The organism is Chloroflexota bacterium (assembly GCA_034717495.1).
Taxonomy (GTDB): Bacteria; Chloroflexota; Anaerolineae; order JAAEKA01; family JAAEKA01; genus JAYELL01.
The window spans coordinates 47,783-71,634 of the sequence record JAYELL010000038.1; the positions used below are offsets into that span (position 1 = coordinate 47,783).

Here is a 23,852-nt window from a genome sequence, read left to right on the forward strand (position 1 = left end):
GTATCGAGTATGGCCATAGTGGCAGCCCATTCCTTCCTATTGGTGATCGTCCTGAGCTGCGGCGATCTGTTTCTTGACCCGCCGGACCAGCATTTCGGGTCGCATGCGTCCCATCACCTGTTCGTTCAATACCGTAACCGGCGCCAACGCACAGGATCCGAGACAGTAGACAATCTCTACCGTTAACTCACCGTCGTCGGTAGTCTCTCCTGCAGCAACCTCCATGCCATCCTCCAAGGCTGTTAGTAGCATCGGCGTTCCTTTTACATGGCAGGCGGTGCCGTCACAGATTTTGAGGATGTGGCGTCCACGCCGTTCCAGGTAGAACTGGGCGTAGAAGGTGGTAACACCAAAGACCTTGCTTATTGAAAGGTCCAACGTATCTGCGATCGATGCCAGGACTTCAGGTGGAAGATATCCGTAGACTTCCTGGGCGGCCTGAAGGATCGGTATCAGGGTGCCTGGTTGAGTTCTGTACTTTTCAAAGATGGGTTCCATCAATGTGAGATCAACGCTTTCCACGATTTTAGCAGCCTCAGGAGTGCTGTCGACTGTGCTCATTTTGCACTCTCCGCATGGTAAATAGAAGGATAATGATATCGGAACTATCCCCAGGACGCGGGGATTCATTTGACAGCGTAACACCTTTTTCAGGTCCTAACAATGACCCACGTCATATTTAGAGCACGAAAACGGACCAATTTTCGGGATTCGCCACAAGTTGCGGGTTGCTTTGATACGAGGGTTTGGCGATTATTCTCAGGTCTGTTACAATTTAGTTTGTTGTTCGGTACTCCTTCGGCAAGAGGCAAGCCATGTTACTGCCAACCGTAGCAGACATCGCTCTGTTGATATTGATTATTCACGGCCTTATCTTACTCGCCGTGCCTATAGTGCTTTTCTATTTTCTGGCCCGCGGCATGATCGTGGTCAACCAGAAGACGAGGGAAGTCATACCATTGGTGCAGGATTATTCCCGCCAAATGGCCGATTCTGCCGATAACATAAGTGAAAAGATCACCAGCCCAATCATCAAGGTTGACCAGACGGTTTCCCGGTTTCGCGGCAGTTTGGATCGGGCGGCTGAGCCCTTGAGAGGGAACAAGGAGGAGGAAGCCATGGCGGAGAGCAATCTGGGCCAGGCGGAGCCTTCCACAAGCGAGGTAAGTTAAGCATGACAATCCAGCAGACTCAAGCTGATGACAACGATAGCATGATCAAGGGTATCCTGATAGGTGCACTTGCGGGCGCTGCACTTGGGGCAGCGGTCGGGTGGGCCTATTCCAGCGCTATGGGCGAGGCCGAGGAGCAGAGTCTTGCTCTGAATCCAGGTGATTACTTCAAGCTGGGCATTGCCTTGCTCACGGTAGCGCGTCAGGTTGGCGATGTGACCCGGCGGGTTTGAGAATCGCAAGCGGGCTATGGTTCAGGGCAGGATCGAGAACAGTGGACGTGAACCTGGCCCTAACTCGGCATTCAGGCAATCAATACTCTTGTAGACACTCATCATAGAGGAGACCTCCTGTGAGCAATGAAGCCAAAGTAGACCACCTCGTCGCAGTTGTCGGCGCGGGACCTGCAGGTATCTATGCCGCCAAGGAGCTAAGCGACCAGGGGGTGCACGTGGCCCTCATAAATCGTGACATCAAACCTGGGGGATTGGCGGAATATGGCATCTATCCCAGCAAGGTTAAGATGAAGCAGGCATTGCGCAAGCACTTCTGGGAGATCCTGAAATCTCCACTGATCCGCTATTACGGCAATGTGGCCGTTGGCCTGAATGGGGATCTGGGGCTGGATGATCTGCGGGCGATGGGATTCCAGGCAATTCTTGTGACCGTCGGCGCCCAGGGAACCAAATGGCTCGGCCTGCCGGGGGAAGATCTTTCGGGTGTCTTCCATGCCAAGACTCTAGTTTATCACTACAATAGTTTGCCACCCTATAGCCAGCAAGAGTTTGACATCGGAGAGCGTGCGGCCCTGATCGGGGTTGGCAACGTGATGGTTGATATCGCCCGCTGGTTGATTCGGGAAAGAAAGATCGAAAGGGTGACAGCCGTGGCTCGACGGGGGCCGGTCGAGGTGAAATTCACTAGAAAGGAATTCCAGACCATTATCCAGAACATGGATATGGACGCGTTCGACCAGGAGATCAAGCGTGTATCGGATCGAATGCTGGCCGTTGGACAGGACCCGGAGGAGGCCAGGGCAGAGATCCTCAAGGCGCTTCCCAGGAGTGCCGAACCGGTATCGAATAGCGAATTCTATCTTCAATTCATGAGCTCGCCAATTCGCATCATCGGGGATGATCAGGGACAGGTCATCGGCCTGGAGATGCAGGACACGGAACTGATTCTGCGCGGTGATCGGACTTCGGCGCGAGGATTGGAGTCGTCCCGCACTCTCGATGTGGATACGGTGATCTTTTGCATCGGCGATCGGGTGGATGCGGAACTGGGCCTGCCTGTGGAGTGGAATGAGTACGTAAAAAACCCTGATCCTCGTTTCCCCGTGAACGGTATTTCCTACGAGGCGTTCAACCCGTTGACCGGCCAAACAATCGAGGACGTCTTTCTGGCGGGCTGGGCCCGGGAAGCCAGCAGTGGTCTGGTGGGCACCGCCCGCAAGGATGGAACGGCCGGCGCGCAGGCGGTTCTGCGATACCTTGAGACCCTGGACGGGGTCGAGATGACCGATATCGAGGCATTCAAGGAAGCCATGGACCGGCTGGACAAACCGGTGGTTTCAGTGGAGAAGTACAATCGTCTTCAGTGGTACGAGTGGGCCATGGCCGATCGGCAGGGGGACGCGGATTTCAAATTCTCCTCCAACGAGGAAATGCTGGAAGTCATGAAACTGACGCTGGAAAGAGAGCCGGTTGCTTGACCGGTTGTCTGAGATGGTTATCGGGGGCAGCAGGGGCTCTGCCGTAACTGGGCCGGTGGTACAGTGTTAATGACTGAGAGCACTGACATCGCTGTTGTCGGGTACTCTCGAATTGAAAATCAATCAAAGCGAAGAAATCTCAACCTAAGGAGAGAGGTATGGCACGGGAAGGTGAATTGAAGGGATGCTGGGCGTTGATTCTTGGCGCCTCAAGTGGTTTCGGGCGGGCGACCGCGCTGGAACTGGCCAGTCGGGGTATGAACATTTTCGGCGTTCACCTGGACCTCAAAGCTACTCTGCCAATGGCAGACCAGGTCGTGGCGGATATTGAGGAGATGGGGCAGCAAGCCCTCTTCTTCAATTCCAACGCCGCAGATGCCCGCAAGCGCAGCCGGGTGCTGGATAAGATCCAAGCGACACTGGAGGCTAACGGTGGGCCTCAGACAATCCATTTGCTTATGCACTCGCTGGCTTTTGGCACTCTACTTCCCTTTATTGCCGACTCATCCGATGGAGCGATTTCAGAAGCGCAGATGGACATGACTTTGAACGTGATGGCTCATAGCCTGGTTTTCTGGACCCAGGATCTGGTTCGCCGGGGACTGATGGATCGTGGTAGTCGGGTTTTTTCGATGACCAGCGCCGGTTCGCACAGGGTGTTTCGAGATTACGGCGCTGTTTCCGCGGCCAAGGCTGCCCTGGAGTCACATACGCGGCAGCTGGCCGTGGAATTGGGACCAAAGGGAATCCTGGTTAACTGCATCAACGCCGGGGTTACCGATACCGCCGCCCTGCGCAGGATCCCCAGCCACAAGCGTATGCTGGAGTTGGCACTCGAGTTCAACCCTGGTGGGCGGATGACCACGGAGCAGGATGTGGCTGACACGATTGCCTCTCTTGCCGATCCGCGGATAGAGTGGATAAGTGGCTCTGTGATTTTTGTCGACGGCGGTGAGGATATTTCGAGCGGATGACGGGGAGGACACGGGGACGCGGTGGCAGGGCGACGGGGGGACAGGGCGACGCGGTGACCTTACCCCATGGTACGCCAATCTGGCTGGAGCGTCGTCGGTTGATTCCAAAGGGACGCTTGGCTAATTGTCAAATGAAAATGGCAGAGGACAATTGCCAAGGTGGCCTCCACAGGGCAGTTCAACCAGCAAAAAACCTGCGGTGGGCGAAGTCGAGCCTCTTGCAGTGAGCGAAGTCGGACTTGTTGTCGATACTGATTCCGTAAGCGCCTAAGGATATGGAAGAAAACGCTAATCTTGCTCCGGTACTTCTGGTCGTCGCGCTGGCATTTCTGGTGCCGTTGCTGCTTTCGCGTTTCAAACATCTGGGCATACCGGTCGTGGTGGGGGAAATCATCGCCGGCATGATTATCGGCAGCAGCGGGCTGAACCTGGTGCATGAGAGCGCCATGTTGGAGGTCCTTGCAGCGCTGGGATTCGCCTTTCTGATGTTTTTATCAGGACTGGAGATCGACTTTTCGCTGTTGCAGACCGCAAATCGTGATAGCGGCTCACCCTTCGCAAATCCGGTGGTGCCGGCGGTCATCATCCTCAGCCTGACCATTGCCATGTCCCTTGGCTTCGCTTTCGCTCTCACCGCCGCAGGTCTTGTCGAAAGCCCCTGGTTGCTGGCGCTGATCATGTCGACCACCTCGCTGGGGATCGTTTTGCCAGTGCTGAGAGAGAGGGGGCTATCGGGCGGGTTATACGGGCAAACGGTGCTTATTTCGGCCCTGGTTGCCGATTTTGTGACCATGGTCCTGATCACCGCGGTCGTGGCCCTGCTTTCGGGTGGGTTGACACTGGAAGTTCTGCTGGTCGGTGTTCTGCTGGTGGTGTTCGTCCTGGCGGCGCGCTTTGCCCCGCGGGTTACCAATTGGGAGCCGATACGCCGGGGCATTGACGAGATGGCTCACGCCACGGTACAGATCAAGGTACGGGGAGCATTGGCCGTCATGTTTACCTTCGTGGTGCTGTCCGACGTGCTGGGTGCGGAAGTGATCCTGGGTGCGTTTTTGGCCGGTGCCTTTCTGGCGCTCGTCTCAGGCCCGGATGACCCCGGTGATTGGGAGGTAAAACATAAACTCGACGCAATCGGATTCGGCTTTCTCATCCCCGTTTTTTTTATCATGGTTGGTGTGCGCTTCGATCTGCCGGCATTGCTCTCCTCTGCCTCTGCTCTGGTCCTCTTCCCGATATTGCTGCTGATTGCTTACCTGGTGAAGGTTGTGCCCTCCATGATACTGCGCCGTCATTATTCAACGCGGCAATCGGTTGCAGCCGGGTTTCTTCTGTCGTCACGGCTGTCTCTGATCATCGCTGCATCGGCTATCGGGTTACGACTTGGCCTTATCAGCGACGCCATCAACGCTGATATCGTTCTGGTGGCGATCGTCACCTCGACCCTGTCTCCCGCGATATTCAGCCGATTGATACCTGATTCAGAGGATGATGTCGGATTGGTCAAACCAACCTTCATCGTGGGTGCCGGCCGTGCAGGTGTGTTGTTGGGCCAGGCGTTGTCGCGCCATGGTGATCCCGTCATCTATGTTGACCACAACGAAACTCGATTGCGGCGTGCGCGACAGGCAGGGTTTGAGGCTGTACTGGCTGATGCTACCCAGGCATCAGAGTTAGCTCGGGTTGGGATTGAAAACGCCCGGGCCCTGGTGGTTGCAACCAGCGATGATGACTTCAACCTGAAAGTCAGTCAGATTGCCAGGAACACCTTTGGCTGCGAACACATTATCTCCTATCTGCAGGATACCACGAGGCTTCGGGAATTCGAGGCAGCCGGTGTGCGGGTCGTGAATCCAGTTTTGGCCAGCGCATCCATGATGGAGTCACTGGTTCGCTTTCCCGATGCCTATTTCCTGTTAACGGCTATGGATGATGACAAGGATGTTGTGGAGATCGAGCTACGCAATCCGAGGTGTGACGGCATTATGATCCGTGACATGAGATTGCCGGGCGATGTGCTGGTGCTGGCAATTCGGCGCCGCGGAGAGCTGTTCGTGCCCCACGGTGATAATCGCCTGATGAACGGCGATCACGTCACGCTGCTGGGCACTGGTGAAGCGGTGGAAGAGGCCGTTCACTTGCTGCAACAGAGTTCAGATGGCGCCGGCAGAAGTGCAACGAGTGACCCGGGTGCGCATTGAGTTGAAACAGATTTACGCCTGAGCGGTGCAGCCTGGCAGAAGCGATTTGCCAGGGCAAGAGGTTTGTATTATAATTCGTGCAGATGCAATAATATGCATCTGCACTTTCGTTTTTTATCGACCATCGGTGAAACCACTATGTCCTGTCTCGAACCTGTAATCGATCAATTGAGAGTCTCCGGCCACCGCCTGACGCCGCAGCGCGTTATGGTTCTCGATGCCATCTACCACGCGGGTGGTCATCTTACCACCGATGAGGTCTATGAGCGGGTGCAGACACATTCCCGATATGTCGATCGAACCACCATCTATCGCACCCTACAGTTTCTGAAGCAGAACGGCCTGATCGGTGAGTTTCGACTGGACGGCCAGCCGGTGCGATATGAAGCGATACGCTCCGGTGAGGAACACCATCATGCCGTGTGCGACGAGTGCGGGCAGGTGAGCGACATCGAACCAAATGTCCTGGAGGGATTGGCCGAAAAACTGCGAGAGGATTACGGTTTCCACGCCAGGCTCAGTCACATCACCATCCATGGTCTCTGCAGGACATGCGCAGCCAAAAAGCAGCGCTCTTGATATTGCCTTTTCTAAATGATGTCAAATTGTGAAGACTCCTCGGAGGTGTCGAAATGCTCTTCAGCAGTTACTCAGGTCCCTTGCCTAAGCCAGAAGCTTTGCACATTCCGGATGGTTTCCTCTCCGCCCCGGTGGCCGTTCTGGCCTGGTTGATTTCGGTTGCCTTCATCGTTGTGGCGGTGCGCATAAGCAGCCGCACACTGGATGAGCGGCAGGTACCCATGATGGGTGTGTTGGCCGCTTTTATTTTCGCAGCTCAGGCCTTCAACTTCCCCGTGGCGGGGGGTACCTCAGGCCACATGTTGGGCGGTGCGCTGGTAGCCATCCTGCTGGGCCCGTGGCCAGGGCTGTTGGTCATGACAGCGGTGATTGCGTTGCAGGCTCTGATTTTCCAGGATGGGGGCTTGCTGGCAATGGGCGCCAATATCCTCATCATGGGTATTCTAACCGTGTGGGTGGGCTATTTTACCTATCGCCTGCTGTCCCGGTTCAATGGTTATCTGGCTGCCTTTCTGGCAGGATGGCTTAGCGTGGAGGTTGCTGCCATAGTGACGGCCGCGCTGCTGGCGCTGAGTGGTACATCGGCGCTGGCTGTGGTGTTGCCGGCAATGGCTGGCGTGCATGCTTTTATTGGAATCGGCGAAGGGCTGATTACTGCCGCTGCGCTGGCCCTGGTCCAGAAGGCGCTGCCCGGTTTCTTCGACCACCGGTCATCCGGCGGTCGAACTGACACCGCCACCCTGTTTGCTGGCGGTGTCGTGCTGACGCTCATTGTGGGTATTCTGGCCGTGTTCTTTGCCTCGGGTAGCCCCGATGGGCTGGAATGGGTTGCCGAAGACCTGGGCTTCCTGGGGGCAGCGCAGGAGTCCCCTTTCCAGATCGCACCTGATTATGCTGTTCCAGGGATTTCCAGCGATATAGCTGCCAATCTCCTTGCGGTGGGTATTGGCATTCTGTTGCTATTTGCCGTTGGTTACACGGTTGCGCGATCGCTGCGCCGACGGCAGACGCAATCGGCGTAGGATACCCCAGGGGCAGCCTTTCCGTGCACATTCACATCCTCGACCAGCATATTGAGACCAATAGCATCGTTCACCGGCTTGACCCACGGGTCAAGCTTGTATCGGCGCTGGTTTTTATCCTCGCTTGCGCACTGACTCCAGATGGCGCGTGGTTGGCGTTTGCTGCACTGGGGGTGCTGTTGTTGGTTCTCATAATCATTTCCGACCTATCCATAATGACCCTGATGAAGCGCAGCATTGTTGCGCTTCCCTTTGCCCTGGCGGCTGTCACCGTGATGTTTACGATTCCGGGCGAAACCCTGGCGACGATTCCTCTGCCTTTTTCTGCGGGCAAGTATCAGCTTAGCATCAGCGACGCCGGACTGGTGCGTTTTGTGACGATCATGCTGAAGAGTTGGCTTTCTGTACTGATGGCATTATTGCTATCGGCGACCACCACCTTTCCGGATATCCTGCGAGCGATGCGGGGAATCGGCGTCCCCCGAGTCCTGGTATCGGTGATCGCCTTTATGTATCGCTACATCTTCGTGCTTGGGGATGAAGCGTTACGCCTGATGCGAGCCAGGGAGGCGAGAACGGCGACTGGATCAGATGGTCGCCGCAGCGGTGGCAATATCATCTGGCGGGCAAAGGTGGTTGGTGGCATGGCTGGTAGCCTTTTCGTGCGATCCCTCAGTCGCAGCGAGCGGGTATACCAGGCGATGGTGAGTCGCGGCTATACAGGTGAGATGCTCTGGTTGGAGAAGCCCCGGCTCCAGGGTTGGCATCTGGCAGTGGGAGGTCTTTTCATTGCCATTCTGGCCGCCATCGAAGCGCTGGCCTGGCTTTCGTGACGGTTCTGACAGTGTTCGATCGCAATGGCCAATACGATAGATATGGCACGCGAATGCCGATTGAGTGGAGGGATTCGACGACGAACTCATGACCAGTATCAACGGACATGAACCGGTCTTGCACGTTCATGATCTTTTCTACACCTATCCCGATGGCAGGAAGGCGCTGTACGGCGTAACCCTGCATGTGGACTATGGGGAGAAGGTGGCGCTTGTCGGGCCCAATGGTGCCGGCAAATCCACCCTGATGCTGCACTTCAACGGCATCCTCAAAGGCAAAAACGGGGTCGTTCGTGTTGATGGTATGGACCTGAAAAAAGAAAACCTGGGACAGATCAGGTCCCAGGTCGGACTTGTGTTTCAAAATCCAGACGACCAGTTGTTTTCCACTTCGGTCTTCGAAGATGTAGCTTTCGGGCCGCTGCACATGGGCTTGCAAGAGTCTGAGGTGCGTCGTCGTGTGCAAATGGCCCTGGATCAGGTGGGCATTCCCGAATTTGCGCCACGTATGCCTCATCATCTTAGCGTGGGCGAACGAAAGCGGGTAGCCATTGCCACGGTCCTGGCCATGGAACCGAAAATCCTGGTCCTTGACGAACCGACAGCCGGCCTGGATCCGCGCAGCCGGCGTAGCCTGATCAACCTGTTGCGCGAACTGGATGCCACGATGCTGGTGAGTACGCACGATATGCGTTTGGTGGATGAGCTTTTCGAACGCACGATCGTACTCGATGGAGGACGTGTGGTAGCGGACGGGCCGACTGGCGAGATCATGGCAGACGTGTCCCTGCTTGAGAACCATGGGCTGGAAGCGCCATAAGAATTAGGAGCTGATGTCACGCAGCTCTGCTGACCGAGGACGGCAGACCACCGACCGCTGTCAGCCAGGCATATTGTTACCTGCGTAACTCCAGTCAGGAGAAGGAATCGCTGTGGAGATCGAAGCGAAATACCGTATTTCCAACCCCGAGCTTTATGATATCCTATCCTCGACCGATTCACTGGCCGGTTTTGCCATCGAGGATGTGAAGATAAAAAAAGTCGAGGATCAATACTTCGACAGCGAAGATCTGGTATTCATGCGGGGAGGATTCTCCCTGCGTCTCCGTTCGTCGGGTGGCAGCAAGGTAGTCACCTTGAAATCGCTGGACCGCGGCGAGGGTGCCCTGTACAGCCGTCAGGAAGTCGAGACAACACTGGAACCGGGCACTGGTATGCAGATTGCCAATTGGCCGGAGGGTCCCGCGCGGGAGCTGGCAGGCCGACTGGCAGGGGGGAGGCCGCTGGAAGCGCTTTTTCGAATTCGGCAGCAACGGGTTGTGCGCAACCTCTGTCGCATCTCCGGCGGACAAGCGGTCATCGAACTGAGCCTGGACCAGGTTGAGCTTCAGGCGGCATCCGGATTGGGGCAGACGGGAGAAAATAGTTTCCTGGAGCTGGAAGCTGAGTTGTTGCCCGGTGGTCGTCTGGAGGAGCTTGAGGCGGTGGTTGAATTCCTGGAAGAGGTGCCTGGTCTGGTTGCCGAAAGCCGCTCCAAATTCGAGCAGGGCCTGGCTTTGGCACGGCCTGACATCGATCTTGCCCTGGTGTCCCCGGCGCGCGATGGGGAAAGCCCAGCCCTGGCACCGGATCCGTTACCGGGAGTCGACCGGCACGATCCCGTGGCGGAGGCGATCCGCAAGGTGTTGCGGGTGCAGTTTGAGGTCATGCTGGCCAACGAGGGGGGCAGCCGCCAGGTGGACGGCATCGAGGCTGTGCACGACATGCGGGTGGCTACCCGGCGAATGCGCTCGGCCCTGCGGCTCTACGGCAGCTACTTCGATCCCGAGGTGGTGACGCGCTTCAAGAAGGACCTGCGCAAGATCGGGCGCGCGCTGGGCCGCGTACGCGACCTGGATGTCTTCGAGCGGGAGATGCAGCGCTACCTGGCAACGGTGCCCGAGGGGCAGGCTGGCGACCTGGCGCCACTGCGAGAGGTCTGGTCGGTCCGGCGCGAGGTTGCGCGCGGTAAGCTCAACCGCTTCCTGGACGGCAAGCGCTACCGACGCTTCGCGCGCGTCTTTGGCCATTTTGTAAGCACAGAGGGTGCTGGCGTGCGTCCCGGGACAGCCGAATCACCAGACCGGGATCAGGTGCGTTTCCGCCTGCACAGCCACCTGTGGCAGCTATACGAAGGGGTGTGGGCCTACCAGCCAATCGTCGCCGACGCAACGGTATCCCAGCTGCACGCGTTGCGCATCGACTGCAAACGGTTGCGCTACTCGCTGGAGTTTTTCCAGGAGGTGTTGGGGCCTGAAGCAGAGGGGCTCATCAAGGATGTGATCGCGATCCAGGATCACCTGGGGGATATCCAGGACGCGGTAGTGGCGGAGGGTATGATGGAATCCATGCTGGGGAAGTCTGATCACCTGGCGGATGAGAATGTGATCGCATACCGGGATTTTCGCCGTGCCGAGGCACAGCAGTTGGTCGAAACCTTTCCCAGGGCCTGGCCGATGGTTGGCGGGAGCGAGTTTCGACGCAGGCTGGCCGGAGCGCTGATGGTTCCGATATCCTGATCACTGCCGGACGATGGGATTCTAACATGTGGTCTTCCTCCATGGCAGGTATGGCGGTTCTGGCAGCAACTTGTTCTTGGGTAAGGGTCGGTCACGTCAGCGGCGGCTACAACCTCGCCTGCGGCGATGGCGCGCTCGCCTGCTACCTGGGTCACGCCCTGCCATCATGCCTGGCATGATAGAGGTGCCCCCGTCGAAGACGGTGTGGGAATGCCCGTTGGCATTGCCTACGAGGCCGACGTCGCTCCCAGCCGAGAATTGCTTGGTGCATTCCACGCAAGTGATGTGCCAACGGACAGGTTGTGCCGCCGCCATCGAAGGGACACGGTCCGGTTTGATTGTCAAGAGCAGCGCGAAGCGTATGATTGGCAGAATTCGGATTCACATGGCCAACCGGTCTTCTTGTGATCCATTGCCTGATCGCCCGGCGCTCCATCCAAGCAGTGTTCATCGCCGCCGAAAGTGGGGTACGCAGAATGGGTTGGAGCAATGGGCTACCTTCAAGTCGTCAATGACATCGTCATAGTAGCTGACGAGAGGCAAGCCATCCGCTCCGATGGTTACTGCCGAAAATGAATCAAGGTCATCAATGGAATCCAATATTGCGATACTCGACTCAGCGCAACTCTGCTCCATGCAATGGGCAACCTGAACCCTTCGGTTGCCCTTATCCCAGTAGCTGATCAAGGGGAGTCCATCCATCCCGATGGTGATTGATGAGGACCAGCTTCCTGAATCGATCAAAGCGAAGGAGGCATCCGAGCAAAGGAGATTATCGCAATGGGCAATCTGCAACTCACCGCTGTCAGAAAAGCCGACCAATCCAAGGCCATCTTCACCAATGGCCACAGAGTGTACCGCGCCGCCGCAGCATCCGACGTAAACAAACAATTGGTTCACTGTTGCGCTGGTGCAGGCAACGTTGTTGCAGTGAGCCACATACACGCTTAACCCGCCATCAAAAGCGATCAACCCCAATCCATCGGCGCCAAGCGTCAGCACCGTTGGTTCCCCGCCGCCGCCCAAATTAGATAGTGTGGCACTCGTGCAAGCCGTGTTGTTACAGTGGGCAACCTTCAGGTTTCCGCCGGCATAGTAGCTGATCAAGCCTAGGCCGTCGGTTCCGATAACCAGGGAGGTGCTCGAGCCACCAGCCATATCCAGGGTGGTAATGGTCGCACTGGTACAGGCAATATCCTCGCAGTGGGCTACCTTCAAGCGGGGATTGGCTCCGCTGAGGTCCAGGCCCTGGTAGCTGATAAGGCCCAAGCCGTCAGCGCCAATGGCAATCGAGGTATCATAGCCGGCCCAGGACGCTGCGTCATGCACTGTAACCGTGGCACTGGTACATGCCACGTTATCGCAGTGGGCAACCCGCAGATCGCCGAAGGAGTAATCGGAGTAGCTAATGAGGCCCAACCCATCAGCGCCGATGGTGATCGAGCTGAGGTCTCCCTTGCTGTTGGGACTATCGTCCGGCGTGGAGATCATTGTATCAGCCGGCGCCAGAGCCCGGCCCAGCACAGGAACCGTGTTCACCCGCAATCCCGGCGCACCGGTGTTGAATTGAGCACCCCCCGCCTCGTTCACCTCAAACACGACCTTGTCTTCCTCATCCTTCAGCCGCAGCCCTCCCTGCTCATCCAGCCGAAAAATGACGGTGCCTTCGCCCCGGTACAAATAGAACCGCCCCTCCTCGTCGTTGTTGCGGTCCAGGTGAATGCCCACGTCGTCGTTGCTGCGCAGGAAGAGATCGCTGCCAGGGTAGGTCATGTCGCTGAAGATCACGCCATTGTCGTTGCTGGGCGACGTTCCTCCAAGGATCAAGTCGGGAATGTGCTCGCCAGCGCCCAGCGCATAGACCCCGGCGCCGTCTGGCGAATCGCTGCGGCCAAAGACGCCAAACGTCATGCCGCTGTTGGCAGTCGACCACCCAGCCACGCCTGCAGCCGCATTGTTGGTACTACTGTTGCGCAGTTCAAGTCCGGTGTAATCATTGCCCAACCAGAGCTCTCCGAAGTGATCATGGTCGCTGCTCGGATAGGTCCCGGTGCTGCCCCAATGTCCCGCCGCCAGTTGAACATCGATGAGATCTACGTCACCGTCGTGATCGACGTCGCAGGCAGGATCGTAGTCGGTCCCTGGCGTGCAGCCGGCGAGGGATGGCGCATCCGGTGCCTGTGCGCCGGCCGCTGCCGCCAGGGTCAGCAGCAGGAACAATGTGATTCCCAGGGGTAATAGTTTGGTAGATTTCATGATTCTTTCTCCTTGGAACTGTCTACTCGCTGCTGCTCCTCGTGTCCACCTGGATGATCCGGCTTTGATGGCCAGGTAGACCGACCCCAAAGCACTCGAAAAAGTCGAACATGTCTTCCAATTGTAGGAAATCCTTTCGCCGGCCGCTTGCCACATGCTCGACACGGCCGCGCCAACGGGTCTCGCCCGCCGACCACTCACGCCAGAAGCGCACGACGAAGGTCGTCATTGTGGGGAGTTGGGCAGTTGGCCGGTTCATGTCTGCCTCAATTCGATACTATTGGCAGACATGATTCCAATAACCACTAACAGTCATGATGTCCTGCATGTTGATGATCCCATCAAAAATCACATCATATCTGGTCTCATAGTTGGGGTTGGCAGCGGTCAACTGCCAGCGGCTGGCAACCGCCTGGATGTCATTGGCGTCTACCTGGCCGCTATCGTCGAAGTCCACAAGGCAGATGATCATCTGGTCGATTTGCATGCCCGGCGCAGCTGCGCTGGCCAAGATCCAACGACCGCTATCGTCCCGCAGAGTCGCCAGGGTCCCGATGACGGCATCATCAGGGATCGAATCCACCTCAACCGTGAAAGCGACTTGACCGCTGGCCGGAGGCATGAGAGAACCAAGGTTCCATTCCAGTACATTGCCCTGGGGCAGTATCCCACCGGTGGCGCTTACGAAGGTCGTGCTGAGGGGCAAGGAAGTGGTCAATAAGAGGCTTGACGCGACCGATTCGCCCGTAACGCTATAGTCCAGCGTAAACATGAGAAGGTCGCCGGATTGGATGACCGATGGTTCGTTCTGCATGGACAGAACCAACCCATGCCCTACCAGCCAATGAGTTTGATCGATTGTGCCGTCGCCGTTCTCGTCTATTTCCAGCAGCAGCCGCGTATCGTTGAGGTGATCCCAATTCTCGGGGGTGAGGATATGCCGGTCTCCATCTGGCAGGACCAAATTGCCCCAGCAGAACTCAGCCGGAACCTGGCCCGCCCTCTGGCGCTGGAAACAGAAGTCGTAACTGCTCCCAACCCCGCCCTCGATGATCAAGGAATCCGTTCCGCTATCAGTGGTGATACTCAACGGCTTCCCAGATCCAACGGTCAGATTGTCCAACGCATACGTCCGTTGTTCGCTGCCACCGGCAAGTGAGCGAAGGAGGGTCACCGACAATGGCTTGCCGGTATCATTGCTTGAAACCACAAAGGCACTCCCATCGGTGGATTCTGTAGTCCCGGCCTGCTTGAATGAGACCGCGTCGCTGGTTGCCGCTCCCAGCGATACATCCTGAAGAACAAAACCCGTTCTCTCCTCAGCAAAAATCGTCACGCTGTAAACGCCGCTGGCCGTGCCACTGACATGCACCGTGTAGTCAGCAGGATCAGCGAGATAGTACCCCTCGAAAGGCGACTCGCCGTTCTGGTAAGGAATGATGGGCATCGCGTTGGGAATAGTGCTGGTCAGTTGACCAGTCGCGTCGAAACCGATGATGCGGCCCTCTGGATCTTCCACATAGGATTGGCCAGCGCCAGTGCATAGACAGCATCTTCCGCGTGACCAACCACATTGGATAACCAGAGGCCGCCAAATGGACTGTTGTTATTCTGCCAGGTGGTCACAAAGCCACTGGCATCGCCTGAAACCATATCCATATCGCCATCGTTATCCAGATCACCGACGACTATGGCGTTCACATCACCCCCTGTCTCACCTACATCGCTGCCCGCAGCTATAGCATGGGTGTTGCCTGGTTTCACCCGCGATGCCCGATGCTGGTCTACGATCGACAGCGCTTCGATAGTGGCCGGCTGGATCGACACAAGCAATGCCAAGGTCATTTCGCATATTAACCGCTTCTTCATAGTGCACCTCTTTGGTGTGAACATCCATTCCAATGAACAGCTTATCAAACCCCTGTCAAAAATGTGTCAAAAAGCACAGCTCCCCACCATATTCGAGCGTATTTCACTCGAATCGATGGGAAGCTGGTATGAACAACGCCGTTTCTTGCAGAATCTGCCGATTGAACAGTCAGTGCAGTTTAAGCTTAGATTTTTCGTGAGTCACTGCGATGCTACGCCAGCAGGCGTGCCGGGAGGCAGCAAGCGATGACAGCTCTAATAACTTTGTTTACAGAATGGTCAGTTCTTCCCAGCGCAGGTCCAGCCTTCCAAAGGCAAAAATGCGCAATACTGGCGTCATTGCACTCCAAGGCGATTGCAGTGCCCAAAAACCCTCCGAACTACCCGTCCGACCCAAACTCAAACCTTTTGTACCAAAAAATACGTCGCCCTACAAAGGCACCTGAGGCAAGTTGGCAGAGCTTGAGTCCTGCACGAGGCGTATTCATGTCTGGACACTGGTGATTCCCCATAACACCGATATCGAGTAGTTCGCGTGGCTCTGTCCAATGAGATAAGACATGATTCAAGAAACCAGGGCAAGCTCAGTTGGAGTTACCCCGATATGGTGGACAGTGAAGGGCTTTGGAATTGGTTGTCTGGGCAAAGCTCCTGTCGAATTGGAGTGGCGAAGCATAGGCAAGGGCGGAACGACGACGATGGATCCTTCGATGAACGGAAAGACAGCCTGGCGGGCCTCTTCGCGGGAGCAGAAGGTGTAGCGGTCCGGGAGTTCACACTCCAAGGTGGCGAAGAAGCTGTCGCAGAGGGCGTCATCGTAGCAATCTCCGACAGATCCCATGGAGGGACGCACACTGGCTTCCCGGCATCGTTGGCCAAAGGTCACGGAAGTGTATTGGCTGCCCTGGTCACTGTGATGGATCACTCTGGTCGGCTGTCTTGTTTTCCCATGTGGCAAGCCGCGGACCGGGTGTGACGTCCGGCCTCACGCCAGGTCGGTTGAATCGACATCCTGCATCACGATCATTGCCAGCAACGCCTCATATTCCTCGCGGCAGCCATCGCACATTCTTAGATGTTTGTCGACCAGTGGCAAATACCGGGAGGCATCCTGACCACTGGCCTGAAGCTCGGTGTATTCCTCCAGGAGAGCGTACACTTCATTGCAGCTGAGCTCCTGCGTCTCGGTATTGGCCAGCATCTTGAGGATGCGGGTGATAATAGGGGGTGTGTTCATGGGTGATAGTCTTCGCCTTTTTGATTCCCTGTGCAATCCCTTGATGGGATTGCTGGTCTGAATCTTACCCCGAAAAGTTGGCCAGTAGGTCCTCGACGGGGTAACCTCGCTCGGCCAGGCGGTTTTTCAGGCGTTTACGCGCGTCGTGCAACAGTTTGTAGAGAGCATTTCGATTGGTTCCCAGTTGATCGGCAACCACATCTATGGGGACACCCTGGATGGCAATGGCCACCAGTGCCGTCTTCTGCCTTTCGGTCAGTTCCTCTTCGATGGCCGAAGCAACAGCCTGCATCGCCTCCGATTGCATTGCCCTTTGTTCCGGTCGATCCCGGTCGCTCTTTTGAACGAGAAATGATGGGGTAAACTCACCGTCATGGGTCATCTTCTCCAGGGAAAAATCGCGCCAGCGGGCCCGTCTCAACTCGGCAAGTGCCTGGTGCACGGCGACCTTGCTTGCCCAGGTGGTGAACTTGCTGCGTCCCTGGAATTGCCCCTTCTTGGCCTGGATTTGAAGCAGCGCCTCCTGGATAAAATCCTCCGCCATGTCCTCAATTTCCTGATCGGCCCGGGAGTCCAGGTCGCTGCGGCTGCGCAGATAGAAAAAGAGGCGCCGCGCAAGCCAGACTCGCAGGTCTTCTAGCGCAGCCGCCTGAATGTCTGGTGGGCCGGCCAGGTCCGCCAGCCATTGGTCGTTGGTGCGTGTAACCAAGAGTTTCTCTCCTTCCGCCGGTTCTGGGCGCGCCGGTCGTCTGCCCGGGTTGCTGGGACCACGGTATGCCTGAATCGGTGATCTTCCCTTCGGCTTACCGTCCGGGGGGGTCGTTTCCTGGACGCGGCTATTCAGTTGATTCGTACCTCACCCAGGAGAATCCGGTCTCCCTGAACCTGGCCGTTTGCGCCCAGCAGGGGCAGCCTGGGATAGTTGGGCGATGCAGCATCATACAGTCCGATCTCAATGCGATAGGGTCCAGGAGGAGCGTCCGCCTGGATGGGGATCTGGTAGGGGTCGCTGATGATCTCGCCGGGCAGCCAGCCTGTCGTTGGCGATTCCCCGCGATCGGGTATTCCGTCCCATTGGCCTCTAAGCTGTTCCTGATCGTCCAGCAGATGCGTGAACACGGTATAACTGGTATCCATTTCGGAAAGAGTACGCCAGTAGAGGGTTACAGCAACCGATCCTTCCCGGTTTTTTTCGTCAGAATCGTCCAGATCATATCCCAGGAACTCAATCTTGTTGTCGAGGTTGGCTCGCCGCGGAAACTCGATCTCCGGCACCTCATATTGGCGTGGCCGGCTGCGCCAGAACAGCTCGCCGAGCGCAATCTCCTGGTTATCCACTTCGAGGATGATTTGATAGAGCCCTCTGGGGAGGTCCGGATCGGGATCAAGGAAAAACCGGTCCCTCACTATCGTACCACGAGGTAACGGATCCGAACGGTATCTGCCATCCAGTATCGCTCGGGAAAGCTGTGGAAATCGGCTTCCCTGCTCATCCAGCAGGAACAGGCCAAACCCTTCGGGTACCTCAGCCAGAGACCCTGTCGGACTCATCCACCAAAGGGAAATCGCCGTGTTCTGGCCGGGTGTCAGGGTCCGATTGGTGACTTCATGGCCCAACAAGGTAAGGTCGGATAGTTCAACCACCTGGCGTTCAGCAATGTCCAGTGCGTTGGGGTGGGTGGGGGTGGCAGGAGGAGAAACGAAAAGAGCAGGCAAGTCGAAGGTTGTTTGGCTGCTGGCCTGGTTGCCTTGCATCACGGGCAGACGGTCGCCCGTTCCCTGCTCGAAGACGCCCGTCTGGACTTTGTACTCGCCCGGGGGCAAGTCAGGCGGAATCCTGAGTGGTACGGTCTGAATCACGATGTCGCCCCGGCCCCAGCTGTGGGATGGGTATGCGGACACCTCGCCTGTCTCCCAGAGGAATCCGGCGTCGTCCACCAGGTGGGAAAAGAAGGCGTATCTCAGATCCCCTCTGCCGCTGCGGCGGACCTGCCATGCCACTGTTGGCGAGACGACCTCTCCGGCTTCAACCGCCGGAGGGAGTTTGACGCCAAGGATTTGGATCTCGTCGCCCAGATTGATCGATTGGGGGACAAAGGCCTGTTGTTGCCATCGCCGATCCAGCGTAGCCCGGGGTACTTCGTAAACAATGAAGGCCGGCTGACCGGAGAGATCGGACGAAGGCATTTCAACCTGGGCGCCCTCTGGAAAGAAGGCCTGCTGAAACTCGGGCGCCAGGGGTGCCGTGGCAGGAAAGATGTAACGAACAGGTTTTGCGGGCTCGGTAGCTGGCAGAATCAGCGATCGTCTGCCGTCGAACCAGCGGATGAAGTTACCGTCAGGCAACAGAAAACCGAAGCTGCGCATGTCCAGGTCGGCAGCAAACTCGGCTGACAACAGAGTTGGCACATCATCCTCTTTTTCGCGCAGGAAGCTGGCTACCTGGGCCAGATCGGCCCTGTAGATATCACGTACCTCCTGGTTGGCCGGCCATATGACAAAATAGTCTCTGGCCGCGAAAATGCCGTCAATCAAGAGTAACCCGACGAAACCAGCCACCAACACTGTTTTCCAGGCGACTCCCCTCCGTCTGGCTGTCCATTCGGCAACCGCAACCAGGGAGATCACCGGCATAACATAGATGGCCGGGATAGCACCCAGCGAACGCAGGCTTGAGGGACTGGGCGGCGTTATGGCTGCCGTTACCAGGTTTACTGGAATCCAGACTAACAAAAAGGCGTATTCAGGACGCCGGAAGCGCCAGAGGGAAATGACTATTCCTGTCCAGAACAGCGCAGCCATCAGAGGGTTGAACACCGGACGCCCCGCGATATTGTAGCGCCACCAGGGATCTCCCCGCCAGCCGAACATCCCGACAACTCCCCCGATGTCACCCAGGATCGGACCGGGATCGCCATTGCGCAGCGCGTAGAGATGGGCCATGAGATCCTGAACCCGAGCCGTGGAGGCGTCAGGGTTATTCAAGACATAGAGCGCCAGGGGAAGCACGATGAGCAGTGCGATCAGAAACATTGCCATCAAGGCTATCAAACTATTGCGCCAGGAGGTCGTATAGAACCAGGCTGCTGTCTCCGGGGGGGAGGGATCGATGCTTGCCTCATAGTCGGTAGCGGCATTGCCTCTTTGCCACAACCAACGGGCGACCAGCAGGTAGAGTGCAAAAACTGCCAGTGTGAGTGGCACCAGGAAACCTGAATGGTAGGTATAGACACTGAGGCCGAGCAAAATGCCGGTCAACACCCAGTAAGCCCAGTGGCCCCGTCGAAGGCCCAGCCAGAATGTGTAGAAGGAAGCGGTGGCGAACAGGGGTAGGGTAATGGGCTCCAGGCCGAGGCGGCTATCGAAGATGTGCCAGAAGGATAGGGCCAGGGCAGCGCTGGTGAGCAATGCCACCAGCCGGCCGAACAATAACTGCAACAGCAGGTAGGCCAGTACAATGCCGGCAAGGCCGCTGAGGGCTGCCGTCAATCTCAGATTGGTTAGGCTGGCGCCGAAGAGGCCAAAGGGCAGTGCTGTCAGATACATGAACAGCGGTGGCAAACCGCCGTTCTCAGGAAAAAAAACTGGCCGCTCTCCGGCGACGATTCGTTGTGCCAGGCCGGCATCGAATACCTCATCATGTTGCATTCCGGGAGGGATGCCCCCCAGATTCCACAATCGAAGGATTGCGGCGACCAACAGGATGAGTGCCAGCGCGGCGAAGGCCCACCGGCGGCCGGATGCCCCGGCGCGGGGTTCAGCCGGAAGGACGTTGATGGTCGGGGTTGTCTCTTGTGGGTGGCTTTGCATGCGGGGAAGAAAGACATCCTACCCTATTCTTCATTCTTCCGGCACAGGTGCGTGAGGGCTTACCCGTTTGATCTTTGCGATGAGAGTAGCTCGCTGGCGGGCATCGGTGGTTTGTTCCAGACGGGAGCGAAGATGCTTGATCTTGCGTTTTCGCTGTCGACGGCGTTTGATTTCCTTCTGTCGTTCTGTCGCCACAGGTTGTCCTTTCTGAAAGACTATTGGGATAGCGGTTGTTGATTCTTTATTATCAGCAGTTAGTTTAGCTGAGAACCGGGTCCCTGTCAACCGGCGGAGACACGGGGACGCGGGGAGGGGGGACGCGGGGAGGGTTTGGACCACGAAGGCGCGAAGGTTCACGAAGGCCACGAAGCGCGAAGGGAGGGGGGACACGGGGACGCGGGGAGGGGCGCGACAGGCCATTTAGCCACGTCACTCCCGCGGAAGCGGGAGTCCATTGTCAAGACCACCATCCCGGCAACGATGACTCGCCTTTGGAATCGCGTCGAAGGGTGCGGAGGACGCGGGGGTCAGGACCGAATCCTGGCTTCTCCGATAAACTGCTAGAGCAAGATATCAGTGATCGCTCTCACATCGTCACTTTCAGCGGACCTCACCATAGCCATAACCGACACCAGCAAACCGTCGCGCGGGCAAATTACCTGGGCGAAATCGGCCACTTCTTGATCGAAGTCCTCAATCTTGTCGGGTACTGCTTCGGTCTGAAGCCCTGTCAGCGTCTCTGCTCGTTCCCATGCCGCCTCCCGGGCCTTTCTGATACTGAAATTAGAGAGCGCCTCGTCCGCTGGCCCCAGCAACCCATCCAACAGTCGCATCAGTGGCGAGAGTTCGCCAAGATCTGACTGAACCTCGCCCAAGAGCTCGGCCAGGATGTTGTTGATTTCGAAGAAGTCTCTTCGGAGCGTGGATAGCTCGCCTGCCGGGCTTGTTTCCACCGCCGCTATGCCCAAGTCCAGGTTGATGTGGGCGTTCATACCCAGGAGTAGATGCTGCACAATAAGCGGATGCGACGCATCTGCCAGCTCAAATGCATAGGCCCACGACTTTGTCGGCTGTTCTCCACGACGTAGCTGTTTAAATGCTTCCAGGTACCGGTTGGCAAACACCACGTCCAGGCTCTCCATGCGCTGCCCATCCTCAAAGCGACCGCAGGCTATTCCCTCCTTGACCCGGATGGTCGTTTTTCGGTATAGGGCCGGGAAGAATGCCAGACGGCTGTTTTCTGCCCGGCACAAAGTGACAATGGTGCCTAACTCATCGATGACGTCGTCGATAGACTGAACTTTCATGAGCTATTCTCTCCAACCTGGACAAGCCAGAGGAACGCTGATTACGCAGACCTTCGGCGCAGATTCACGCCGATCTTTTTTTTATCTTGGTTGGATCGATCAGCGTCTATCGGCGGTTATCAGCGGTTCAATTCCGCTCTTTCCTCAAGACAGAGCAGAGGAACGCAGATTTACGCAGACCTTCGGCGCAGATTCACGCTGATCTTCTTTGATCTTAGTTGGATTGATCTGCGTCCATCTGCGGTTATCTGCGTCATCTGCGGTTGTGTTTTTTCTGATTTCACCGCTGATTTACGCAGACCTCCGGCGCAGATTCTCGCCGATCTTCTCTGATCTTGTTTGGATTGATCTGCGTCTACTCTTCGGCTGCGCTTCTCGACACGCTCTCTCACCTCGTTCGAGTACTGCTCAGGATGCAAAATCGGCGGAAAATTGCATGCTGAGTAGAAAAATCGCATCGAAGTGTGCGATTTTCCGGAATGTCAACAGAGCCTGGTACAGTCCAACGCTACTTTCTGGACGATCTTTGTGGCGCAAATCTGCAAAATGCGCCTGGCCAATTTGGAAAATTGTCCTACAAAATTGACTAACGTGTGCTAGTAAGGGAAATTGCGTAGCCGCTTGGCGCGCACATCTTTCGGTGTGGCAATCACCTTGTCGGTTCTAAGTCGGGCAATTTCCTCGCCCGATAGTCCAAGTTCCTCAAGGATCTCTACGGTGTGCTCGCCGAGGCGAGGCGCCGGTCGCGCCGGGGGATCATCGCCTGACAAGGCCCTGGGGGAGCCCAACTGGCGCAATGGATCGTGCCCAGGTCTTTCGATCTCCACTATGTTGCCACCGGTGGCCGACAGCCTGTCCAACGATGCCTCCCGCAGGGAGAGAACGGGTTCGCAGCAGATGTTCATATCAGAAAACAATGCCACCCATTCTGCCTGCGTCTGCTGACGGAAAACCGCTGCAACCTGCGCCACTATCGCCGCGCGCTCAGCCTTTTCCGGAAACTGCCGGGAAATCAGGTCTTGGCGCCCGATAGCCTGGCAGAAATCGCCCCACAATACCGGCTCAAGCGCGGCCAACGCCATGTAGCGACCATCGCTGGTGAGGTAAACGTTGTAACCAGGAAGATCGCCGGACAATAAACCCTGGGTGTCCTCGGACTGATCCAATCCGCCAATCGGCGCGGCCAGCTGCAGGGAGGTCAAGCTGGCGATCCCCTGCCAGATGCTGGCATCCAGGTATTGGCCCTGGCCGGTGACAGAGCGTTCCAGGAGAGCGGCCAGGATCGCAATCGCGGCGAACAGGGAGCCTCCCGCCAGGTCGGCAAGCTGAAAGCCAGGAATCGTGGGTCGCCCATCTGGTCCCCTCAGCAGGTCCAACGTGCCCGAAAGTGCCAGGAAATTGAGGTCATGTCCGGATCGGCTCGCATTGGGTCCTGTTTGGCCATACCCGGATAGGGAACAATAGATGATGCCCGGATTGATCTCGCGGATGGTCGCGTAATCGAGGCCGTAGCGCGCCATCTGGCCCGGTTTGAAGGTTTCGGCGAAAACATCAGCGTCCGCCAGGAGCTTGTATAGCAGTGAGCGACCCTCTTGTTTGCGATAATTGACGACAAGGCTGCGCTTGTTGCGGTTCAGGCTCGCGAACGAGAGGCTTTCATCATCGACCATCGGCGGAGTCAGCCGCAGCGGATCACCCATCGAACCGCGCTCGACCTTGATGACATCGGCACCCATGTCGGCCAGCAGCATGGTGCAATAGGGGCCGGGCAGGATTCGGGTCAGGTCAATGACGCGGAGGTTTTTGAGGTTTGGCATGGTATCTGTTGTATCAACGGTTCGTGGCTATTGCCCGGCAGCCGTACGAGCGAGTCGTTCGAGATCGGCATCAACCATCATGCCGATGAGTTGCTGGAAGGAGGTTCGGGGGTGCCAGCCAAGTTCAGTTTTGGCTTTGGCGTAATCGCCGCGCTGAGCCTCGATCTCTCTGGTGCCGGCAGGGCGCCATCATACCATAGCCTGCGCTCTGATACAATAACCTCTCCGAGACACGGAGCCAGAGGGTCAGAATGTCAGAGTATCAGGGGGGCAGAGCAGACCCGACACCGAGACTCCGGCACTCCGGGACTCGGAAACTCTGAAACTCTGTAACTTTGCCCCTCTGATACCCCGCCGCCAATTATGCTGGTTGTCTGCCTGTTGCGGAAAACCGCACGTTCTGTGGTATAATCGCGGGCACGTTCGGTGACTGCATTCTGCTCCTGGGGCAACGCGACTCGATCAGCAAGCTGATCACCGGGGCAAACTGAGCAGAACGGCCGGCC

At 57.0% G+C, this 23,852-nt stretch carries 21 protein-coding genes and 1 pseudogene; 10 read left to right on the forward strand and 12 right to left on the reverse strand.

The window, feature by feature from the left end; translation table 11 throughout:
- Positions 1–36: 36 nt before the first annotated feature.
- A complete protein-coding gene (locus tag U9R25_07255; protein MEA3335694.1) occupies positions 37–561 on the reverse strand; it encodes an NAD(P)H-dependent oxidoreductase subunit E in 525 nt (174 codons plus the stop codon).
- A gap of 254 nt (positions 562–815) precedes the next feature.
- On the opposite strand from U9R25_07255, the gene U9R25_07260 reads away from it, so the two are divergent.
- From U9R25_07260 to U9R25_07305, 10 genes are all read left to right on the forward strand, one after another.
- The gene (locus tag U9R25_07260) at positions 816–1,172 is read left to right on the forward strand and encodes a hypothetical protein (GenBank protein MEA3335695.1); all 357 of its coding nucleotides are present in this window, start codon (positions 816–818) and stop codon (positions 1,170–1,172) included.
- Between the two features lie 2 nt (positions 1,173–1,174).
- Positions 1,175–1,405: a hypothetical protein gene (locus U9R25_07265; protein ID MEA3335696.1), complete on the forward strand. Its 231-nt coding sequence runs from the start codon at positions 1,175–1,177 to the stop codon at positions 1,403–1,405.
- A gap of 119 nt (positions 1,406–1,524) precedes the next feature.
- Entirely contained in the window at positions 1,525–2,886 is a 1,362-nt protein-coding gene (locus U9R25_07270; GenBank protein ID MEA3335697.1) for an FAD-dependent oxidoreductase, read from the forward strand.
- A 158-nt stretch (positions 2,887–3,044) separates the two neighbouring features.
- A complete protein-coding gene (locus U9R25_07275; GenBank protein ID MEA3335698.1) occupies positions 3,045–3,860 on the forward strand; it encodes an SDR family oxidoreductase in 816 nt (271 codons plus the stop codon).
- Between the two features lie 275 nt (positions 3,861–4,135).
- A complete protein-coding gene (locus U9R25_07280) occupies positions 4,136–6,058 on the forward strand; it encodes a monovalent cation:proton antiporter family protein (GenBank protein ID MEA3335699.1) in 1,923 nt (640 codons plus the stop codon).
- Positions 6,059–6,196: 138 nt separating this feature from the next.
- A complete protein-coding gene (locus tag U9R25_07285; GenBank protein MEA3335700.1) occupies positions 6,197–6,637 on the forward strand; it encodes a Fur family transcriptional regulator in 441 nt (146 codons plus the stop codon).
- 53 nt (positions 6,638–6,690) lie between these two features.
- The gene (locus U9R25_07290; protein ID MEA3335701.1) at positions 6,691–7,659 is read left to right on the forward strand and encodes an energy-coupling factor ABC transporter permease; all 969 of its coding nucleotides are present in this window, start codon (positions 6,691–6,693) and stop codon (positions 7,657–7,659) included.
- 23 nt (positions 7,660–7,682) lie between these two features.
- Entirely contained in the window at positions 7,683–8,492 is an 810-nt protein-coding gene (cbiQ, locus tag U9R25_07295; GenBank protein MEA3335702.1) for a cobalt ECF transporter T component CbiQ, read from the forward strand.
- Positions 8,493–8,580: 88 nt separating this feature from the next.
- Positions 8,581–9,312: an ABC transporter ATP-binding protein gene (locus U9R25_07300; GenBank protein MEA3335703.1), complete on the forward strand. Its 732-nt coding sequence runs from the start codon at positions 8,581–8,583 to the stop codon at positions 9,310–9,312.
- Positions 9,313–9,424: 112 nt separating this feature from the next.
- Entirely contained in the window at positions 9,425–11,050 is a 1,626-nt protein-coding gene (locus tag U9R25_07305; GenBank protein MEA3335704.1) for a CHAD domain-containing protein, read from the forward strand.
- Between the two features lie 447 nt (positions 11,051–11,497).
- Here U9R25_07305 and U9R25_07310 read toward each other — a convergent pair whose 3' ends face one another.
- The 11 genes and pseudogenes from U9R25_07310 to U9R25_07360 all read right to left on the reverse strand — a co-directional run bounded on the left by U9R25_07310 (position 11,498) and on the right by U9R25_07360 (position 23,346).
- Entirely contained in the window at positions 11,498–13,306 is a 1,809-nt protein-coding gene (locus U9R25_07310) for a hypothetical protein (GenBank protein ID MEA3335705.1), read from the reverse strand.
- Between the two features lie 22 nt (positions 13,307–13,328).
- Positions 13,329–13,565 carry a hypothetical protein gene (locus tag U9R25_07315; GenBank protein ID MEA3335706.1) on the reverse strand — a complete coding sequence of 79 codons (237 nt, stop codon included), beginning with the start codon at positions 13,563–13,565 and terminating at the stop codon, positions 13,329–13,331.
- Positions 13,566–13,583: 18 nt separating this feature from the next.
- A complete protein-coding gene (locus U9R25_07320; GenBank protein ID MEA3335707.1) occupies positions 13,584–14,825 on the reverse strand; it encodes a dockerin type I domain-containing protein in 1,242 nt (413 codons plus the stop codon).
- Positions 14,774–15,175 carry a hypothetical protein gene (locus U9R25_07325; GenBank protein ID MEA3335708.1) on the reverse strand — a complete coding sequence of 134 codons (402 nt, stop codon included), beginning with the start codon at positions 15,173–15,175 and terminating at the stop codon, positions 14,774–14,776. Before U9R25_07325 ends, U9R25_07320 begins: the two co-directional genes overlap by 52 nt.
- A 584-nt stretch (positions 15,176–15,759) precedes the next feature.
- A pseudogene (locus tag U9R25_07330) lies at positions 15,760–16,115 on the reverse strand (hypothetical protein).
- A 45-nt stretch (positions 16,116–16,160) separates the two neighbouring features.
- A complete protein-coding gene (locus U9R25_07335) occupies positions 16,161–16,412 on the reverse strand; it encodes a hypothetical protein (protein ID MEA3335709.1) in 252 nt (83 codons plus the stop codon).
- A gap of 64 nt (positions 16,413–16,476) precedes the next feature.
- Positions 16,477–17,121 carry a sigma-70 family RNA polymerase sigma factor gene (locus U9R25_07340; protein MEA3335710.1) on the reverse strand — a complete coding sequence of 215 codons (645 nt, stop codon included), beginning with the start codon at positions 17,119–17,121 and terminating at the stop codon, positions 16,477–16,479.
- A 131-nt stretch (positions 17,122–17,252) separates the two neighbouring features.
- Positions 17,253–20,222 (reverse strand): glycosyltransferase family 39 protein, encoded by a 2,970-nt coding sequence (locus U9R25_07345; GenBank protein MEA3335711.1) that lies wholly within the window; start codon positions 20,220–20,222, stop codon positions 17,253–17,255.
- Positions 20,223–20,252: 30 nt separating this feature from the next.
- On the reverse strand, positions 20,253–20,417 hold the full coding sequence (locus tag U9R25_07350) for a DUF6800 family protein (GenBank protein MEA3335712.1): 165 nt from the start codon (positions 20,415–20,417) through the stop codon (positions 20,253–20,255).
- A gap of 365 nt (positions 20,418–20,782) precedes the next feature.
- Entirely contained in the window at positions 20,783–21,529 is a 747-nt protein-coding gene (locus U9R25_07355; GenBank protein ID MEA3335713.1) for a DUF5995 family protein, read from the reverse strand.
- Between the two features lie 596 nt (positions 21,530–22,125).
- Positions 22,126–23,346 carry a CaiB/BaiF CoA-transferase family protein gene (locus tag U9R25_07360; GenBank protein MEA3335714.1) on the reverse strand — a complete coding sequence of 407 codons (1,221 nt, stop codon included), beginning with the start codon at positions 23,344–23,346 and terminating at the stop codon, positions 22,126–22,128.
- Positions 23,347–23,852: the final 506 nt, after the last annotated feature.

Bases quoted from the DNA above. Each gene is read 5' to 3' on its own strand.
- U9R25_07255 (MEA3335694.1), bottom strand. From the start codon at position 561: ATGAGCACAGTCGACAGCACTCCTGAGGCTGCTAAAATCGTGGAAAGC.
- U9R25_07260 (MEA3335695.1), top strand. From the start codon at position 816: ATGTTACTGCCAACCGTAGCAGACATCGCTCTGTTGATATTGATTATT.
- U9R25_07265 (MEA3335696.1), top strand. From the start codon at position 1,175: ATGACAATCCAGCAGACTCAAGCTGATGACAACGATAGCATGATCAAG.
- U9R25_07275 (MEA3335698.1), top strand. From the start codon at position 3,045: ATGGCACGGGAAGGTGAATTGAAGGGATGCTGGGCGTTGATTCTTGGC.
- U9R25_07280 (MEA3335699.1), top strand. From the start codon at position 4,136: ATGGAAGAAAACGCTAATCTTGCTCCGGTACTTCTGGTCGTCGCGCTG.
- U9R25_07285 (MEA3335700.1), top strand. From the start codon at position 6,197: ATGTCCTGTCTCGAACCTGTAATCGATCAATTGAGAGTCTCCGGCCAC.
- U9R25_07290 (MEA3335701.1), top strand. From the start codon at position 6,691: ATGCTCTTCAGCAGTTACTCAGGTCCCTTGCCTAAGCCAGAAGCTTTG.
- U9R25_07300 (MEA3335703.1), top strand. From the start codon at position 8,581: ATGACCAGTATCAACGGACATGAACCGGTCTTGCACGTTCATGATCTT.
- U9R25_07310 (MEA3335705.1), bottom strand. From the start codon at position 13,306: ATGAAATCTACCAAACTATTACCCCTGGGAATCACATTGTTCCTGCTG.
- U9R25_07315 (MEA3335706.1), bottom strand. From the start codon at position 13,565: ATGAACCGGCCAACTGCCCAACTCCCCACAATGACGACCTTCGTCGTG.
- U9R25_07325 (MEA3335708.1), bottom strand. From the start codon at position 15,175: ATGAAGAAGCGGTTAATATGCGAAATGACCTTGGCATTGCTTGTGTCG.
- U9R25_07335 (MEA3335709.1), bottom strand. From the start codon at position 16,412: ATGAACACACCCCCTATTATCACCCGCATCCTCAAGATGCTGGCCAAT.
- U9R25_07345 (MEA3335711.1), bottom strand. From the start codon at position 20,222: ATGCAAAGCCACCCACAAGAGACAACCCCGACCATCAACGTCCTTCCG.
- U9R25_07355 (MEA3335713.1), bottom strand. From the start codon at position 21,529: ATGAAAGTTCAGTCTATCGACGACGTCATCGATGAGTTAGGCACCATT.
- U9R25_07360 (MEA3335714.1), bottom strand. From the start codon at position 23,346: ATGCCAAACCTCAAAAACCTCCGCGTCATTGACCTGACCCGAATCCTG.